The organism is Aeromonas sp. WP2-W18-CRE-05 (genome assembly GCF_014168615.1).
GTDB classification, from domain to species: Bacteria; Pseudomonadota; Gammaproteobacteria; order Enterobacterales; family Aeromonadaceae; genus Aeromonas; species Aeromonas caviae.
Map to the genome: position 1 here is coordinate 3,237,042 of NZ_AP021917.1, position 17,012 is coordinate 3,254,053.

Here is a 17,012-nt window from a genome sequence, read left to right on the forward strand (position 1 = left end):
GACACTCACTTCATAACGGGACCATGACATGTTCAACGGCAAAACGATCCTGATAACCGGGGGAACCGGCTCCTTTGGCAAGAAGTTCATCGAGGCTGTCCTCTCCCTCTACACGCCAAGCCGGTTGATCGTCTACTCCCGTGATGAACTCAAGCAGTTCGAGATGCAGCAGCGTTTCAATCACCCCTGCATGCGCTATTTCATCGGTGACGTACGGGATGCCGAGCGCCTGGACATGGCCATGCACGGCGTGGACTTCGTGGTTCATGCCGCCGCCCTCAAGCAGGTGCCTGCCGCAGAATACAACCCCATGGAGTGCATCAAGACCAACATCCATGGTGCGGAAAACGTCATCAAGGCGGCCCTCAACAACGGGGTCGAAAAGGTGATCGCCCTCTCCACCGACAAGGCGGCCAATCCGGTCAACCTGTATGGCGCCACCAAACTCTGCTCCGACAAGCTGTTCGTCGCCGCCAATAATATGGCGGGCAAGCACCCCACCATTTTTTCCGTGGTACGTTATGGCAACGTGGTCGGCTCCCGGGGCTCTGTGGTGCCCTTCTTCGATCGCCTGATCAAGGAAGGGGCCAGCAGCCTGCCCATTACCCATGCCGAGATGACCCGTTTCTGGCTCACCCTGCAACAGGGGGTCGAGTTCGTGCTGACCAACTTTGCCCGCATGAAAGGGGGGGAAGTGTTCGTTCCGAAGATCCCGTCGGTACGCATCACGGATCTCGCCAGCGCCATGGCGCCGGACTTGCCCCAAGAGATCATCGGTATCCGTCCGGGCGAGAAGTTGCACGAGGTGATGTGTCCGGCTGACGACTCCTACCACACCTATGAATTTGACGACTATTACGTCATCGCTCCCAGCATCACCTTCACCAGTCGAAATAATGACTTCGCCGTCAATGCCCTGGGTGACACCGCGGTGCGGGTCGAGCACGGCTTTGAATACAATTCCCTCAATAATCGCCACTTCCTGTCGATAGAGGAATTGAAAGTCATGAATCAGCAGGTGCTCGCCGAATGATCCCCTATGGACGCCAATCCATCACAGATGAAGATATCGAAGCCGTCGTCGCCGTGCTGAAGTCGGACTACCTCACCCAGGGTGAGGCGGTCCCCGTCTTCGAACAGGGATTGGCCGACTACTGCCAGGCTCCCCACGTGATCGCCTGCAGCAACGGCACCACGGCCCTGCACCTTGCCTGCGCCGCGCTGGCGCTCGGCGAACAGGATTGGGTCTGGGTCTCCGCCATCAGTTTCGTCGCCTCAGCCAACTGTGCCCGCTATTGCGGCGCCCAGGTGGATTTCGTCGACGTGGACTCCGCAACCGGCAACCTCTGCGTCACGGCGCTGCGCGAGAAGCTGCAACGGGTTCAGGGCAGCGCTCGTCAGCCGAAGGCCCTGGTCGCCGTGCATCTCGCGGGCCAGCCCTGCGATCTCGCCGAGATAGGCGCCCTGTGCCGAGAATATGGCGTGTCCCTCATCGAAGATGCCTGCCATGCCCTGGGAGCCCGTTATCAGGGAGAGCCCATCGGCAGTTGTGCACACAGCGACATGACCGTCTTCAGCTTCCATCCGGTCAAGCCCATCACGACCGGGGAAGGGGGTGCCGTCACGACTCGCAGTGCCGAGCTGGCCGCGAGGCTTCGTCTCTATCGCAGCCATGGCATCACCCGGGATCCGGTGCAGTTGACCGTCGACACTCCGGGGGGCTGGTACTACGAGCAGCAGGTACTCGGCTTCAACTATCGCCTGACCGACATCCAGGCGGCGCTGGGAAGCAGCCAGCTCGCCCGCCTGCCGCAGTTCATTGACAGGCGCCGGTTGTTGGCTGCCCGCTACGACGAGCTACTGACCCGACTGCCGGTCGAGCCCTTACACCAGGGGCATGACAGACTCAGTGGCTACCACCTCTATGTGATCCGGGTGCAAGACCGGGATGAGGTGTTTGCCCGCCTGAGAGACGCCGGTATCGGCGTCAACGTGCACTACATGCCCATTCCGGCCCAACCCTATTACCGTGATCTCGGCCACGACCCCGCCAACTATCCCGGTGCCCAGGCCTATTATCGACAAGCCATCAGCCTCCCCCTGTTCCCCGGCCTCTCCCTGGCCGAGCAGGATCAGGTCGTTCAGACCCTGGAGTCGGTGCTATGCGCCTAGCACTGGGTACGGTCCAGTTCGGGCTCGATTACGGCATCAGCAACCGCGCAGGCGAAGTGCAGGATCAGGAGCTCGACGCCATTCTGGCCCTCGCCCGCAAGCTGGGGGTGAATACCCTGGATACGGCCCAGGCCTACGGCAAGGCCGAGGCGAGGCTCGGAATGTGCAACACCGCCGACTTTCAGGTCATCACCAAGCTCTCACCCAATATCGATGCCGCGGATCTGACCCCCTCTTTGGAGGCCAGCCTGCAACGACTGGCTCGTCCCCGTGTCGATGGCTTGCTGCTGCACCGCAGCCAGGACGCCAGCCCGGCCCTGTTCGAGCGGCTGGCAGACCTTCAGCATCAGGGCAAGGTGGGCAAGGTGGGCGTCTCTGTCTACACCCCCGAGGAGCTGACGCGTTGGCTCGAGCAGGGTTATCCCCTGGAGCTGGTGCAGCTCCCCGCCAATCTGCTCGATCAGCGTTTTTTGCGCACAGGCTGGCTCGATCGGTTGCAGGCCATGGGGTGTGAAATCCATGTGCGCTCCCTCTTCCTGCAAGGCCTGTTATTGATGCAGCCAACCCTTCGTCCCCCTTATTTTGACGCCTTCAGCGAACCGCTCTCGCGACTGGATGGGTGGCAGCCCCACCTCTCCCTCCTCCACAAGGCGCTTGCCCTGATCCCGGCCCTGCCCCAGGTGAGCCGCTTCGTGGTCGGCATCTGCCACGCACACGAGCTGGCAGCGATTGTATCTGCCTATGCCCATCTGCATCCTGCTCAGGACGCCGAACTCGCAACCCTCGCCTGCGACGAGCCGGCCCTCATCAACCCTGCCATGTGGAGAACATCATGATCCTCGGGATCCTGCAGGCCAGAGCCAACTCCAGCCGACTGCCTGGCAAGGTGCTCAAGCCTCTGCTCGGCGAGCCCATGCTCGCCCGCCAGATAGAGCGGCTCAAACGTTCCGCCAGGCTGGATCAACTGGTGGTCGCCACCAGCGATCAGCGCGAGGATGAGGCCATCGCGGCGCTTTGCGCCGAGCTGGACGTGCCCTGTTTCCGTGGCCCGCTGGACGATGTACTGCTGCGTTTTCATCTCGCGGCTCAGCCCTTTGGGCCCAGCCAGATTGTCAGGCTCACCGGGGATTGCCCCCTCGCGGATCCGGCCCTTATCGACGAGCTTATCGCGCTTCATCTGGACGGTGGCTACGACTACAGCAGCAACTGTTGGGAGCCCAGCTACCCGGATGGGCTGGATGCCGAGATCTTGAGTGCCGCCACCCTCGATTTGCTCGCCGAACGTGCGCACACCCGGACCGAGCGTGAGCATGTGACCTACTACATCCGCCAGCATGCGGATGCGTTCAAGATTGGCACATTGAGTCGCACCCCCAGTCTCGCCCACCTGCGCTGGACGGTGGACGAACCCGCCGACTTCGCCCTGATCGAGCAGATATATCAGCGTCTCTACCCGTCAAACCCAGCCTTTGCCACCGACGACATTCTCGCCCTGCTGGCTCGTGAGCCGCAGTTGGCAACCCTGAACACTCAACATCAACGCAATGAGGGGCTGGCAAGCTCGCTGGCCAAGGAGAACCACTCATGAGTTCACGTTACCAGCATTCACTGACCCTGTCGGCCCGGGCCGAGCAGAGCATTCCCTTAGGGTCCCAGACCTTCTCCAAGAGCCGGCTCTGCTTTCCCTATGGCGCAGCCCCGCTCTTTATCGAGCGCGGCCAGGGCGCCAGGGTGTGGGATGTGGATGGCAACGAGTACCTGGATTTTGCCAGCGGCCTGCTCGCCATCAGCCTGGGCTATTGCGATCCGGATGTGAACCAGGCCGTGATGGCGCAACTCAACCTGGGCTCCATCTTCTCTCTACCCCACCGCCTTGAGACCGAGGTCGCCGAACAGCTGATCGCGCTCATCCCTTGCGCCGAGATGGTTCGCTTTGGCAAGAACGGCACCGACGCCACCTCCGCCTGCATCCGCCTCTCCCGCGCCGTCACAGGGCGAGAGCGTGTCGCGGTCTGCGGCTATCACGGCTGGCAGGACTGGTACATCGGCTCCACCACCCGCCACCTGGGGGTCCCGGAGTGCGTGCGCGAGCTCACCCACCGCTTCGACTACAACGACCTGGACTCCCTCAAGGCCCAGCTGGAAGCCCACCCTGGTGAGTTTGCCGCCGTGATCCTGGAGCCCATGAACGTCGCCTGGCCCGCCCCGGACTTTCTGCCCGGTCTGCGCCAGCTGTGCGATGAACACGGCGCCCTGCTGGTCTTTGACGAGACTATCACCGGTTTTCGTTTCCACCTCGGCGGTGCGCAGACCCTGTTTGGCGTCACCCCGGATCTGGCCGCTTTCGGCAAGGGGATGGCCAACGGTTTTCCCATCTCCGCCGTGGTGGGTCGCCGCCAGTACATGCGCCGCATGGAGGACATCTTCTTCTCCGGTACCTTCGGCGGCGATGCCATCGCCCTGGCGGCGGCGAACGCCGTGATCGGCAAGATGCGTCGGCTCGACGTACCAGCCAGGCTGGCCGAGCGAGGCCAGCAACTGCTGGATGGGCTCAACGCACTGCTGGAACAAGTGAACGCCCCACGCTGGCTGCAAAGCGCGGGTCATCCGAGCTGGAGCTTCCTGCTCATCGGCGACTCCCCCAACCATTCCAGCTGGCTGCTCAAGAGCTACTTCATCCAGGAGCTGTGCAAACGGGGCATCCTCAGTCTCGGCAGCCACAACCTGAACCTTGCCCACAGCGAAGAGGACGTCCAAACCCTGCTGGCCGTCTATGCCGATATCCTGCCGGCGCTTATCCGGCTGGATGCGGACAAGGCCATTCATCAGGCCCTGGATGGCGAACCCATCCAGCCGGTGTTCAAGGTGCGTTGAGTGCTGCCACTCTGGATCTTCAGTGAAGGGGACAGGGTCCGGGGCCTGGGGCACCTCAGCCGTTGCAGCGCCTATGCGCAGGCCTGGCGACAACAGGGAGGCGTCGTCCACTGGGTGGTGGACGGTGATGCGCTTGCCAGCACCCTGCTCGAAGGGGAGTCCGTCAGCTGGGGTCGCTGGCAGCAGCAATCCATCCCCCCGCAACAGGCGGTCGCCATCGTCGACTCCTACTCGGCCAGTCTGGAGACGCTGCAGAGCATGGCAGCGGGATTTGTGCGAGTGATGTACCTCGATGACACCGAACGTCTGGACTATCCACAGGGGATGGTGGTCCATGCCAGCCCCGGTCCCCATGGTGACAAGTCCGGCGCCGCCATCTGGCGGTGGGGGCCGGGCTGGCAACCTTTGCGCCCCCCATTTTGGTCGGTCCCCACCCGAACCAGGTTTGCCGACCGTGTCGAACGCATCTTGATCATCATGGGGGGAACCGACGTGCGCGATCTGACTCCCGGGCTGGTGAGCAGGCTGCGCCAGTCCCACCCTGACATGGAGCTGAATGTTGTCAACCGGGAGCGGGACACCCGGTTGTCGGGATGCCGGCAACATCACCGTCTGGATGCCGAGCAGATGATCGCGCTCATGTCCCACTGCGATCTGGCCATCAGCGCCGCCGGACAGGTGACCTATGAACTGGCACGCTGCGGTCTCCCCGGCATGCTCGTCGGCGTGGCAGACAACCAGCGTCGTCAGCTGGCTGGCTGGTGCGGCCCGGACGCTTTCATGTCGGCTGGGTGGTGGCACGATACCGCCTTGCTCTCCCGGCTGGAGCAAGGATTGACAGCGCTGTCTGCACCGGACGAACGGGCAAGGCGGTCACAGGGGCTGCAGCAACTCATGACAGGAAACGGCACTCTGGAGGCACTTTCATGGCTCAACCAGAGATGAACCTGCAGCGCCACCTAACGCTGTCCGGTGCCACACTCACCCCCTTCGCCATGCTGGACGAACAACAGAAAATTGCCGTCTGGCAGATGCGCACACATCCCGACATTGCCCACTGGATGAACAGTGGCGGTGACATCAGCCTGGAGTCACATCTCGCTTTCATGGCTCGCCAGCATCAGGACACCCGCAACATCAACTATCTCTGCCAGGACAACGCGGGCCCCCTCGGAGTCATCTCCTTGCACAGGCTGGACTGGCACAATCGCCTCGCCTGGCTCGGGATCTATCGCAATCCCTTTCGCCTCGACAAGGGGCTGGGCGCACACCTGCTGAGCGCCGTGAACCAGCTCGCCTTCGACATCGCCCGTCTGCATACCCTCAAGCTGGAAGTCGCGGCAGACAACGAAAGGGCCATCAAAGCCTATCTGAGATCCGGTTTTCGCCATGAAGGGGTCTGGCGGGAAGCCGTGTATCGCCCTCAGACATCAAACTATGTGGACCTCGTGCTCATGGGGATCACTGAACAGGAGTGGAATAATTCATGACCCAAACCATGACTCGCACCTTCAATCCGACGCGATGCTTCATCATTGCCGAACTCTCTGCCAACCACGGCCACTCACTGGAGACGGCGCTGGCAACGGTGCGCTCAGCCAAGGCGTGTGGTGCCGATGCCATCAAGATCCAGACCTATACGGCCGACACCATCACCCTTGATTGTGACAATGAATATTTCCAGATCAATCAGGGCACCATCTGGGATGGCACCACGCTCCACAAACTCTATCAGGAGGCCTATACCCCCTGGGAGTGGCATGCAGCCATCCAGGCCGAGGCCCGCAAAGAGGGGCTCGTCTTCTTCTCTACTCCCTTCGACACCAGTGCCGTCGATTTTCTGGAGACGCTCGGCGTCCCTCTCTACAAGATCGCCTCGTTTGAAATCACCGACATTCCTCTGATCGAGTACACCGCCAGCAAGGGAAAACCGATGATTATCTCGACCGGTATCGCGACCCTGGCCGATATTGATGCTGCCGTGCAGGCATGCCGCCGCGTGGGCAATCATGACATCACATTGCTCAAGTGCACTTCTTCCTATCCAGCGCCGGTGGACGAGGCCAACCTGCTCACCATGCCCAATATGAAGCAGACTTTCGGAGTCGAAGTGGGCTTGTCGGATCATACCCTGGGAGAGGCCGTGGCCATGGCCGCAACCGCCCTGGGAGCACGCGTGATAGAGAAACACTTCATTCTGGACCGCACCCTGGGCGGGCCGGATGCCTCCTTCTCCATGACACCGGATGAATTCGCTCATATGGTCGAGGGAGTACGACAAGTCGAGGCTGCACTGGGGAATGTCAGCTATCACCTGAACGACAAGACACTGCGAAACCGGCGATTCGCTCGCTCTCTCTTCGTCTGTGAGGACATGAAAGCCGGGGATGCATTCACGTCACGCAATGTCCGCTCCATCCGCCCTGCCGATGGGTTGCCCCCGGTTCATCTTCCATCCCTGCTGGGTCGCCATGCCAGCCAGGATATTCAGGCCGGCACGCCGCTGGCATGGTCATTGATTGTCTGACTACAAGGAACATCCCATGGATCAGAAAAATGTCTTCATGGCGCTGGCCTATCTGGGCTGCAAGCCTGTCTGAACGTGAATCACCTCCGATGGAGGTTTCATCTCTAAAAGGTCTGAGATATGAATACAGATAGCATCATCTTAAAAAAGATATTAAATGGGCAAAAGTCATCAATTACCATCCGAAATCTGACAGTCTCGGATGTTACTGAGACATATTGCAACTGGCTAAATGACACGGAAGTCAATAAATACCTTGAATCTCGCTTCACAAAGTGGGATATGAGCTCGCTCCTCAAATATTTCCAGGATAAAAGCAGGAAGGAATTACTGCTTGCAATTATTGATGATGATACAACCACTCACATTGGCAACGTGAAAATTTCAAGTGTAGACCCATACCACAATAGAGTTGACATAGGTATTGTTATTGGTGATAAGAGATTTTGGGGGAAAGGTATTGCCACGGCAGCAATTGAAATCGTCACTAACTATTGCTTTACCAACCTCGGGGTTCACAAGGTCACTGCTGGTGCATATATTAACAATAAAGCATCAATTAAAGCTTTTTTAAAAAATAATTATATGATTGAAGGTGAAATGCAAGATCATTATTTGACACCTTCAGGGTGGGTAAATGGCATCTATATGGGAAAACTAAGAAAGTGATGTATGTGCTAACTGACCTGCATGTCATTTATATTGTAGGTCAGTAGCACCTTTGTAGCTTTGAATATTAGTGATCAAACAGTCCATGTTCTTTTCTATCAACACTGCTGAGTGCACGGACATATTTATTTTTTATAGCTACAAAGTATTCCACCATGATTTTTATAATATCATTTATTGTTTTGTATAAGTCGTCACAAACATCAAATCTATACAGAGTGGAAAGTATAACGCTAAAAGAATAATTGATTGAACCAATCAAGCATCTATATATGTGCTCATATCCATTCACTCTCATAGCAAGAAGATAATCACGAACCTTCAACATGTTCGACACAATATCTTCCCTAGTCGAAAAGCATTTATCCCAATCTCGAATGAACATATCAATAAAGTCATTAAACAACTCTATATGAAAGTTTTCTTCCAACTTATCAATATCTATATCCATAGGCTTGTATATATCATTGACGATATGATTTAATAAGCTATTTTTATCACAATAAAAATTATTAAAGGAGATATCATTTATTCTTTTTGGCACAGCACCTTTTATTTTAGCACCATCTGAACAGTTATAAAAAAGGACATCAGAATACGCTTCAATAAGATTTTCCATAACCGTCCTTGAACTAATCATCATGTTGGTTGTTTCTACTTCACCACCAAAGTTGCCGGGCACAAGATGATTGCTTTTTTTATTAACTTGAATTGATAGCTTGTCTTTCTGATTGCCTGTTTCGTCAAAATAAAAGCTGAGTTTAGAATGATGGTGTGCATTGCTTTTATATCCATTGTCAATGCCAATTAGATAAATACTCCTAAAGCCCAAACGACATGCTGTTGCCAGGCCGGTGTTCCCCACTAATGGGTTAGCAGAACTAAGAATGTCTCTAGTACGTGCAACCGAAGAATGCATTTTAATAAGAGGGAAACCAGGCTCAAAAGATTTGAAAGCTAGGCCAACTCTATCAAATTGCTTGGCACAATCAGGATGGATAACGTCCACACTTAAAAACAATATTCCTTTCAAGTATTGGTCATCTTTTAATAATAAGTGTGAGTCAGGTACGACCTTAGTTCTCTCAACCTGTACGTGAATATCAGGCTGTATACCTGCCTTATATAATGAAGATAGTGCACTACCACAGCTTAGTATAATTACTTGGTGTTGACAGGATTTCAACTTATCAATAGCGATATCAAGAGATGGTCCATTACCGATCACAAATACCGGAATATCTCTCCATTTATCATCCAAAAACTTTCCTTTGACAAGAAAAGGAATATTTTGCCTTATATTTTCAACGCAATGCGACAAGGCAATAACATTGTCATCAAAAAAGCCCCATCCGCTAATCAAAAAGAAAAATTCCTGTTTTGTCCTGGTAATAAGCTCAATTATTTCATCACTCTTATAGTGCCAGAAACCAACAGTTGCAGCAGAAAGATAGGAACCTACTTTTGCAGAGGCAACAGTAATGTCTTGTATTACTTCATCTTTGTTTTGACCAAGAAAAATATGAATACCAAGCTCTTCTTCATTGAGATACTCAAGCAGCTTGTACCAGTCAAAGGTAAATAAAGATGCATAAAAAAGATCGAAGTTCGGCTCAATAACAAAAAGAATTCTAGGGCGACATTGCTCATAGAGGTAAGATAACTGATACCCTAACCCAACTCCGTACATAAGCATCAGAGGAATATCTTCCCCAACCTTGCTGATTGGCAGCAGTTTCTCAGAGGCAATGTCCCTAACTTTCATCATTTTATTCATGTAGTCCACATGAATAAAGTCAATTGGATTATCTTCTTTTGAAAATTCTATCGTCTGAATAGATCCTGGACTATTTAAAACTGCCCCAATCTGATCTTCACACTCTTTATAAGGATCGTCACCATAAAATGACATGTTAGAATCATTCCAGCGTAAGTTAGGAATGCCATTTTCACCGCAGAAAAAACTGAACCCGCTCACTGGATTATATGATTTGAATTTTTCATATATATCGGGGATATAATATGAAAATGCAGTCATATTCATTTCAAATCTGGCAGGAAGTACCTCCAGCATCGCTTGTTCTTGTTCTTGTTGAGCACGCAGGCGTCCTAGTTCAACTTCCAGAGAGTTTATCTTGCTTTCGAAGTCCATATTAAACCTGCTTACCTTGAGTTTGCCTTGTATATGTTGCTTATTTTTTCTGCAGACAGAATGTTTTTAATTTGTTGCTGCATCTTAGACTTTTCATCTTCGACTAATGATCGCAATTTATTTTCTCTCTCTAGTTCTGCAACCGCTACACTAATAATTTCCTCTGATATGTTTTTTGCATCAATAATATTTTTCAATAAGCAAAGCCTCTTATCTGCAATCTGATGAGCCAAATCAATATCCTGAGACAGGATTGCCTGTTCAAGCTGATCGCTCAATTCAGACAAGAGGCTACTCTCATTCATATAGCAACCTTATTTGCCAAAACCTGCTTGCGTTCTTCTTCTGGGATAGCATCCCAACCACTTTTAATTGTAAGCATTAGTTTAGTGACTTCATCTAACGGCGCTACGTCCATATTACGACTTGAGTCCAATAGGCGTTGTTTCATGTAATCGTAAAGAGCGAACAAGTCCTCAGGTACTTTACCATATGAAAGATCCAACGCGTCCTGTAAACCGTTAATCAGTGCCATACTTTTGGAAATCGCAATAGACTTATTTTCGAAATCCTTGCGCTCTATTGCCCCTTTCGCTTGAGCAACACGTTCAATACAGCCTTGCATCATCAACTGAATAACACGATAAGGATCAGCAACAGCCATTTCGGCTTGAAGGTTCTGGGTTGTGTAAGCTTTAATATGCTTGTGATACATGATGTATCCTCCTCACTCGGAATCGCCAAAATAAAAATCAAGATGATGAGTTTGAGGTATTAATCAGGCTCAAATAAGATGCAGACTGGTTCATTTTGGCAAGTAGAGTATCAAGACCACCATAACGAGCACGTAAACTAGCCTCATATTTCACTAACTGGGCTGATGCATCTGACTCTTTCTGTGCTAAAGAGCGTAAGTCTGTATTAAGGGAGTCTTCTCGTTGAGCAAGTAATCCACCTGTTTTCGAATAATCTTCGAGAGATGTTGCCAGTTGACCGGCAACCCCTTTCTCACCACCGAAAATGGCTACTACCTGTTCAAAGTTTTTATCTAGCGCCTCATCAAACTTTTCGCTATCAAGAGAGAGAACCCCCTTGTTGTCCATCTTTATCCCAAGCTGGAAGATTGTATCGAATACGTTCGAATTCTCAGACGGGGTGATAAGGATGCTACTCATCTGATTGATCACACTGCGTGTTACTGAATCCCCGGCCAAGGCACCACCATCATCCTGGCTTTCACCTGCCACGATGCTATTACGCTTCCCTAATCCGTCAGCCTTACTCACCAATGTGTTGTAACCATCGATGAAGCTCTTGATCATGGATTTGATGCCATCTTTATCCGTGGTGACATCAACCTTATTTGACTTTGCATTACCATCAGTGTCTTTGTCTGATTCACGCAGCACGGTGACCTTTAGCCCCATGATAGTGCCATCAAAAGTATTGGTATCACTGCTGAGCACACTACCATCAACGGTTATTTCTGCATTACTGGCACTTTGGGTTTTGGTAAGAGAGGAAGCAAAACTGCTCACGCCTGCAGTACTACCCGTAATCTGTAGATCTTTTCCGGTACCACTGACTCCTGAATCCATTACCAGCTTGGCCTTACCATCCGCTGTATTGATGATATTCGCAGTCAATCCAAAATTATCGCCATTATTATTGATTTTCTTTCGAATGGTTTGCAGCGAATCACCTGCTTTGACTTCTACATTGAACTTTTTGTCCCCTGCGGTAAAAGTCAGAGTACCGTCTTCCGTTGCAAGCGCTGTGGTCGAACTGTCAAAAGTCCCCTCGAATTTGCTGGTTGTCGCCAATTTATTGACAGTGATATTGTACTGGCCATTTGATGCACCAGCCTTGCTCTCCACTTTGAGAATGGGGTTGTCTTTATCTTGAGTAATATTGACGGCTCGCTTGTTGAATGCATCCGTCTTCGCCATATCTTTGAGAGTCGTGACATAGGAGGCAATCGCAGATTTCAATTGACCGACCCCGGAGAGCGTTATCTGGGCATTGGTCTTTTTGGTCGTGATTGGCTGCTGGAGCTGTGCCTTTCTGGCATTCAAACTGGCAGAGATCACACTCTCCAGATCGATACCGGACCCTGCGCCAGCAGATGTTATCGTTGCCATTGTCTGTTCTCCTCACTAGTCATTAACAGCTCATATCTCACTATCAAACAACAAACCGACTCTGGGATTGGCGCCAGCCTCACCTTGCACCAAAGCCTGGATCCGCTTGTTGATAGCAATGAGTTCTTCGCTGGGGATCTGACGGATCACCGTCCTGGTATCGGCATCAACTACCTTGATAACCACTTGCTCCAGCTCCTTCTCCATACTGAAATTTACAGTCCACCCCTGTTGTTGAACAAAGTCTTGCAAGTTTTGTACCTGCTTGGCAAGTTCTGTCGCACTTTGCGGTATTGGGTGAGCACTCTCATTTTTTTCCTGCTGCCCGCCGTTTCTTGCCTCCTCAGCCGTACCAGAAAGTAATTGAGCGGCCACTTGGCCGCTCTTGTCACTTAGCTGTACGGAAGCACCACTGGCAGATGACAGATTTGCGAGTTCAGTTGTCATCTCTTATCTCCCATCTCAATCCAGCTACATGCTTAGCCAAGCAGGGACAGCGCAGACTGCGGTCGCTGATTAGCTTGTGCCAAAATGCTGGACGCAGCCTGTTGCAGAATATTCTGCTTGGTCATGTTGGCTGTCTCGGTCGCAAAGTCCGCATCACGAATACGGGAGCGTGCAGCACTCAGGTTTTCAGAGATATTGGACTGGTTGCGGATGGTTGAATCAAAGCGGTTTTGTACTGCCCCCAATTCAGCCCGTTTGCTGTCTACCACCTGGATCATCTTGTCCAGGTTGGCAAACGCCAGTTGCGCATTGGAATCGGTTGAACCAGAAATGTCGCTTATGGTGGACCAGGTCACAGCTGTCGATGCTGATGTCACCACCCAAGCATCTGCTGTAGTACTGGCAGCACTGTTGGTAGCAGCCGCAATGGTTGCACTCCCCTTGGTAGCACTAGCAATACCTGACATGGTAAAAGCCGTAGTCATCTTGAAGGAAATGGTCTGTCCCGCATCGGCGCCAACTTGGAAAGAGCCTTTGTAGTTACCATCCAGTAACTTCTGCCCCCCAAAGGTGGTATCGCCTGCAATCCGGTTTATTTCTGTGGTTAGCTGCTTGTACTCAGCCTGCAAGGCATCTCTATCATCCTGGTTATTGGAACCATTAGAAGACTGCTGAGCCAAAGTCCGCATCCGTTGCAACATGGAAGTTACTTCATCCATGGCCCCTTCGGCAGTCTGAGCGACCGAGATACCATCGTTGGCGTTGCGGTTGCCCTGATCCAGACCATTAACCTGAGAAGTCAAACGGTTGGAGATTTGCAGACCCGCAGCATCGTCCTTGGCGCTGTTGATGCGCAGGCCGGAGGCCAGACGGGTGTAGGAAGTATCCAGCGATTTGTTGGTGTTCATCAAGTTACGCTGAGCGTTCAGTGATGAAGTGTTGGTATTGATATACATGGCCATAAAAATTATCTCCTGATGAACAAGAAACTGCGGGCTCTGTTTGCATCTATACAGCCAGGGACCCACCGTTCAGACGGACAGATTGAACGGACTGTACCATCTGGCGGGTCCTCTGTTTGAACAGACACAGGACCCGCAGTTGCGCAAATGCTGGATTTCCGAACACCCCTCAATTTGCTTCATACTCTGTAACGGCATCTCTACCAGAAGCTTTAGGAAATTTATTGCCGCTTTCACCGGTAAAGAGGCAAGCGCTCTCCGCTTGCGATGAGAACGACAGAGCACAGCTCCTATCCCTCCGCTAACAACCATACCTATTGGCAGAGCATTTCAAGCACATTAAGTTGGCACATTTTGTGCTTCGTGTGATGTGACGTCGCTTTTCCGACGCCCATAAAAAAGGCCGACAATGTCGGCCAAAGAAGAGCTTACGCTCAGGAGAACAACCTCGAGGGTGACAGAGTGAACGATCTGCGCAACACTCGAGGGGTATACCAATAAGAGAACTTCTCTTTCGATAGAACAAGGCGTAAATCCGAACACCCCATTGTTCCATCTTGTTTACCAGGGCGGCCTGAACAACCGCCCTTTTCTTTTCTTACACTTTCTACACTGAGTCGGCTTAGCCTTGCAGCAGAGAAAGAGCAGACTGCGGGCGCTGATTGGCCTGGGACAAGATACTGGAAGCCGCCTGTTGCAGAATGTTCTGCTTGGTCATGTTGGCGGTCTCGGTTGCAAAATCTGCGTCGCGGATACGGGAGCGAGCGGCAGAGACGTTTTCCGAGATATTGGCCTGGTTGCGAATGGTGGAATCAAACCGGTTCTGTACAGCACCCAGCTCCGCCCGCTTGCTATCCACCACCTGAATCATCTTGTCCAGATTGGCAAAAGCCAGCTGAGCATTAGAGTCTGTTGAACCAGATATGTCGCTTATAGTGGACCAAGTCACTGCTGTTGATGCAGCTGTCACAACCCAAGCATCAGCCGTTGTACTCGCAGCAGAATTTGTTGCTGCAGCTACTGTAGCACTCCCCTTTGTGGCACTGGCAATACCAGACATCGTAAAAGCAGTGGTCATTTTGAAGGAGATGGTCTGACCTGCATCTGCGCCAACCTGGAAGGTACCTTTGTATCCACCAGCCAACAGTTTCTGACCACCGAAAGTGGTATCGTTGGCAACACGGTTGATCTCGGTAGAGAGCTGCTTGTATTCAGCCTGCAGAGCATCTCTATCATCCTGATTATTTGACCCATTTGCTGACTGCTGAGCCAGTGTCCGCATCCGTTGCAACATGGAGGTCACTTCATCCATGGCCCCTTCCGCGGTTTGGGCTACTGAGATGCCGTCGTTGGCGTTGCGGTTGCCCTGGTCCAGACCGTTGATCTGGGAGGTCAGACGGTTGGAGATCTGCAGACCTGCCGCATCGTCCTTGGCGCTGTTGATGCGCAGGCCGGAGGCCAGACGGGTGTAGGAGGTATCCAGGGATTTGGTGCTGTTCATCATGTTACGCTGAGCGTTGAGCGATGAAACGTTGGTATTGATATACAGACTCATGATTTTTCTCCTAAGCTATTAAAATTTAACTTTAATTCACTCAGGCTTTATTGTGTTTTGTGCCTGATATGTTTAGTTAACGGCGCCTTTTCACAAGACTTTAATTTCTTTTTTCTGCCTTTCTGGCAGTAATCGCCGCCTAACCTATATATCGGCCTCTATTCCCTTCCCTTGAGAAAAAAATCGGGATTTTTTGTCACCTGACAGCCCGCCCCCCGGGCTATAGTGGCCACAGCCCGCATCAGACAAGGCGGGAGCGTGATCTTCACCCAGCCTTCAGAAACCGGCGCTGGCTCCCACTTTTGCACGCCAGCATTGCTCATCCCCACACCTTGCCCCTAAAATCGCCGCCCCATCATCTATTGGACGTGAGTTGTTCTCCATGCAGACACTGGTTGAGCAGATTGTTTACATCAGCGACATGTTTGGTACTGCGGTATTCGCGTTTTCGGGCGTACTGGTGGCGGGCCGCCTCAGGATGGACGGTTTCGGTGTCATGGTGCTGGCGGCGGTCACCGCCATCGGGGGTGGCACCATCCGTGACATGATCCTGGGGGCAACCCCGGTCTTCTGGGTGCGCGACCCCCTCTATATCTGGGTGGTCATTGCCACGGCGCTCATCGGCATGTGGATGGTCAAGCTGCCCCGCCGCATGCCCTGGTACGTGCTGCCGGTGGCGGACGCCTTCGGGTTGGCGCTCTTTACCGTGATCGGGGCACAAAAAGCCCTCAACTTTGGTACATCGGGGCTTATCGCCGTATTGATGGGCACCATGACAGGGGTCGCTGGGGGCATGATAAGGGACGTGCTGGCCCGGGAAGTGCCCATGGTGCTGCAAAAGGAGATCTACGCCACCGCCTGCATTCTGGGCGGCATCCTCTATACCTTGTCGCTGGAAATTGGGGTAGACAGGGTCAGCGCCATGCTCATCAGCATGCTCGGGGTGTTTGGTCTGCGGGTGGCGGCCATCTACTGGCACCTCTCCCTGCCCACCTTCTCGCTGCAGCGCAACTGAGAAGCTTCAGAGTGGGCGAGATCCCATCCCGGCAGGGACAAGATTGAACCAAGTCGGCTTTTCTGTTGTCATACAGGGGTCGTTTCAAGCCGGAAAACCTCATGCAAAAACTTGGGCTCATTACCACACTTGTTCTGATGATGGTGGCAGCGGCTCATGCGGGGGCACAGGCCCTGTTCGGGCGTCTGGCATCCACCCCGGTGCAGCAGTTCAACCAGCAGATCCGTCAGGCAAGCAGCAGTCAGCAAGGCTGGGTCAACGACTATCGCGAAGTGGCTCGCCGCTTCGTCGGCCATAAAGATGTACCCACCCGTATCCATGCTCAACAGCTGGACAACGATCTGGTGCTCTCGGTGGCCCTTGATGGCCAGCGCAGCGACATGCTCTACATCCTGACCCTGTTTCGCAGCAACAACCTGTGGCAGATGCGTCAGGCCGAGATGGGCTGGCGCTGTCAGGGTCAGGAAACCTTCACCCCGGTCCCCTGCCCCTGAGCGT

18 protein-coding genes are annotated in these 17,012 nt (G+C 53.0%); 11 read left to right on the forward strand and 7 right to left on the reverse strand.

Annotated elements, in window-relative coordinates; all coding sequences use genetic code 11:
* Positions 1–28: 28 nt before the first annotated feature.
* The 9 genes from pseB (at position 29) to H7R73_RS15060 (ending at position 8,242) form a co-directional block, all read left to right on the forward strand.
* Entirely contained in the window at positions 29–1,033 is a 1,005-nt protein-coding gene (gene pseB / locus H7R73_RS15020) for a UDP-N-acetylglucosamine 4,6-dehydratase (inverting) (protein ID WP_010674303.1), read from the forward strand.
* Complete coding sequence (pseC, locus tag H7R73_RS15025; protein WP_182951313.1) at positions 1,030–2,172, forward strand: UDP-4-amino-4,6-dideoxy-N-acetyl-beta-L-altrosamine transaminase; 1,143 nt, start codon at positions 1,030–1,032, stop codon at positions 2,170–2,172. The genes pseB and pseC overlap by 4 nt, the downstream gene beginning before the upstream one ends.
* Positions 2,163–3,008 (forward strand): aldo/keto reductase, encoded by an 846-nt coding sequence (locus H7R73_RS15030; protein ID WP_103259883.1) that lies wholly within the window; start codon positions 2,163–2,165, stop codon positions 3,006–3,008. Before pseC ends, H7R73_RS15030 begins: the two co-directional genes overlap by 10 nt.
* Positions 3,005–3,760: a cytidylyltransferase domain-containing protein gene (locus H7R73_RS15035; RefSeq protein WP_041212819.1), complete on the forward strand. Its 756-nt coding sequence runs from the start codon at positions 3,005–3,007 to the stop codon at positions 3,758–3,760. The genes H7R73_RS15030 and H7R73_RS15035 overlap by 4 nt, the downstream gene beginning before the upstream one ends.
* On the forward strand, positions 3,757–5,046 hold the full coding sequence (locus H7R73_RS15040; RefSeq protein WP_103259882.1) for an aminotransferase class III-fold pyridoxal phosphate-dependent enzyme: 1,290 nt from the start codon (positions 3,757–3,759) through the stop codon (positions 5,044–5,046). Before H7R73_RS15035 ends, H7R73_RS15040 begins: the two co-directional genes overlap by 4 nt.
* Entirely contained in the window at positions 5,047–5,991 is a 945-nt protein-coding gene (locus H7R73_RS15045; RefSeq protein WP_103259881.1) for a hypothetical protein, read from the forward strand.
* Positions 5,973–6,536 carry a UDP-4-amino-4,6-dideoxy-N-acetyl-beta-L-altrosamine N-acetyltransferase gene (gene pseH, locus H7R73_RS15050; protein ID WP_103259880.1) on the forward strand — a complete coding sequence of 188 codons (564 nt, stop codon included), beginning with the start codon at positions 5,973–5,975 and terminating at the stop codon, positions 6,534–6,536. Before H7R73_RS15045 ends, pseH begins: the two co-directional genes overlap by 19 nt.
* Complete coding sequence (pseI, locus tag H7R73_RS15055) at positions 6,533–7,573, forward strand: pseudaminic acid synthase (protein WP_232092699.1); 1,041 nt, start codon at positions 6,533–6,535, stop codon at positions 7,571–7,573. The genes pseH and pseI overlap by 4 nt, the downstream gene beginning before the upstream one ends.
* Positions 7,574–7,693: 120 nt before the next feature.
* Positions 7,694–8,242, forward strand: a complete 549-nt coding sequence (locus tag H7R73_RS15060; protein ID WP_103259879.1) for a GNAT family N-acetyltransferase — start codon at positions 7,694–7,696, stop codon at positions 8,240–8,242.
* Positions 8,243–8,309: 67 nt separating this feature from the next.
* Here H7R73_RS15060 and H7R73_RS15065 read toward each other — a convergent pair whose 3' ends face one another.
* The 7 genes from H7R73_RS15065 to flaA all read right to left on the reverse strand — a co-directional run bounded on the left by H7R73_RS15065 (position 8,310) and on the right by flaA (position 15,499).
* Positions 8,310–10,394, reverse strand: a complete 2,085-nt coding sequence (locus H7R73_RS15065) for a motility associated factor glycosyltransferase family protein (RefSeq protein WP_103259878.1) — start codon at positions 10,392–10,394, stop codon at positions 8,310–8,312.
* 11 nt (positions 10,395–10,405) lie between these two features.
* Positions 10,406–10,699 carry a hypothetical protein gene (locus H7R73_RS15070; protein ID WP_048207387.1) on the reverse strand — a complete coding sequence of 98 codons (294 nt, stop codon included), beginning with the start codon at positions 10,697–10,699 and terminating at the stop codon, positions 10,406–10,408.
* Positions 10,696–11,109 (reverse strand): flagellar export chaperone FliS, encoded by a 414-nt coding sequence (fliS, locus tag H7R73_RS15075; protein ID WP_103259877.1) that lies wholly within the window; start codon positions 11,107–11,109, stop codon positions 10,696–10,698. Before fliS ends, H7R73_RS15070 begins: the two co-directional genes overlap by 4 nt.
* A gap of 37 nt (positions 11,110–11,146) precedes the next feature.
* The gene (gene fliD / locus H7R73_RS15080) at positions 11,147–12,535 is read right to left on the reverse strand and encodes a flagellar filament capping protein FliD (protein ID WP_041212814.1); all 1,389 of its coding nucleotides are present in this window, start codon (positions 12,533–12,535) and stop codon (positions 11,147–11,149) included.
* A 30-nt stretch (positions 12,536–12,565) separates the two neighbouring features.
* Positions 12,566–12,982, reverse strand: coding sequence for a flagellar protein FlaG (locus H7R73_RS15085; protein WP_048207385.1), 417 nt, complete (start codon positions 12,980–12,982; stop codon positions 12,566–12,568).
* Positions 12,983–13,014: 32 nt separating this feature from the next.
* Positions 13,015–13,944, reverse strand: a complete 930-nt coding sequence (gene flaB, locus H7R73_RS15090) for a flagellin B (RefSeq protein ID WP_045525418.1) — start codon at positions 13,942–13,944, stop codon at positions 13,015–13,017.
* A gap of 622 nt (positions 13,945–14,566) precedes the next feature.
* Positions 14,567–15,499 (reverse strand): flagellin A, encoded by a 933-nt coding sequence (gene flaA, locus H7R73_RS15095; RefSeq protein WP_048207384.1) that lies wholly within the window; start codon positions 15,497–15,499, stop codon positions 14,567–14,569.
* Positions 15,500–15,881: 382 nt separating this feature from the next.
* Between flaA and H7R73_RS15100 the strand changes: the two genes are divergently transcribed.
* A complete protein-coding gene (locus H7R73_RS15100; RefSeq protein ID WP_041215937.1) occupies positions 15,882–16,514 on the forward strand; it encodes a trimeric intracellular cation channel family protein in 633 nt (210 codons plus the stop codon).
* A 101-nt stretch (positions 16,515–16,615) separates the two neighbouring features.
* Positions 16,616–17,008, forward strand: a complete 393-nt coding sequence (locus H7R73_RS15105) for a hypothetical protein (RefSeq protein ID WP_039038657.1) — start codon at positions 16,616–16,618, stop codon at positions 17,006–17,008.
* The last annotated feature ends 4 nt before the right edge of the window (positions 17,009–17,012 follow it).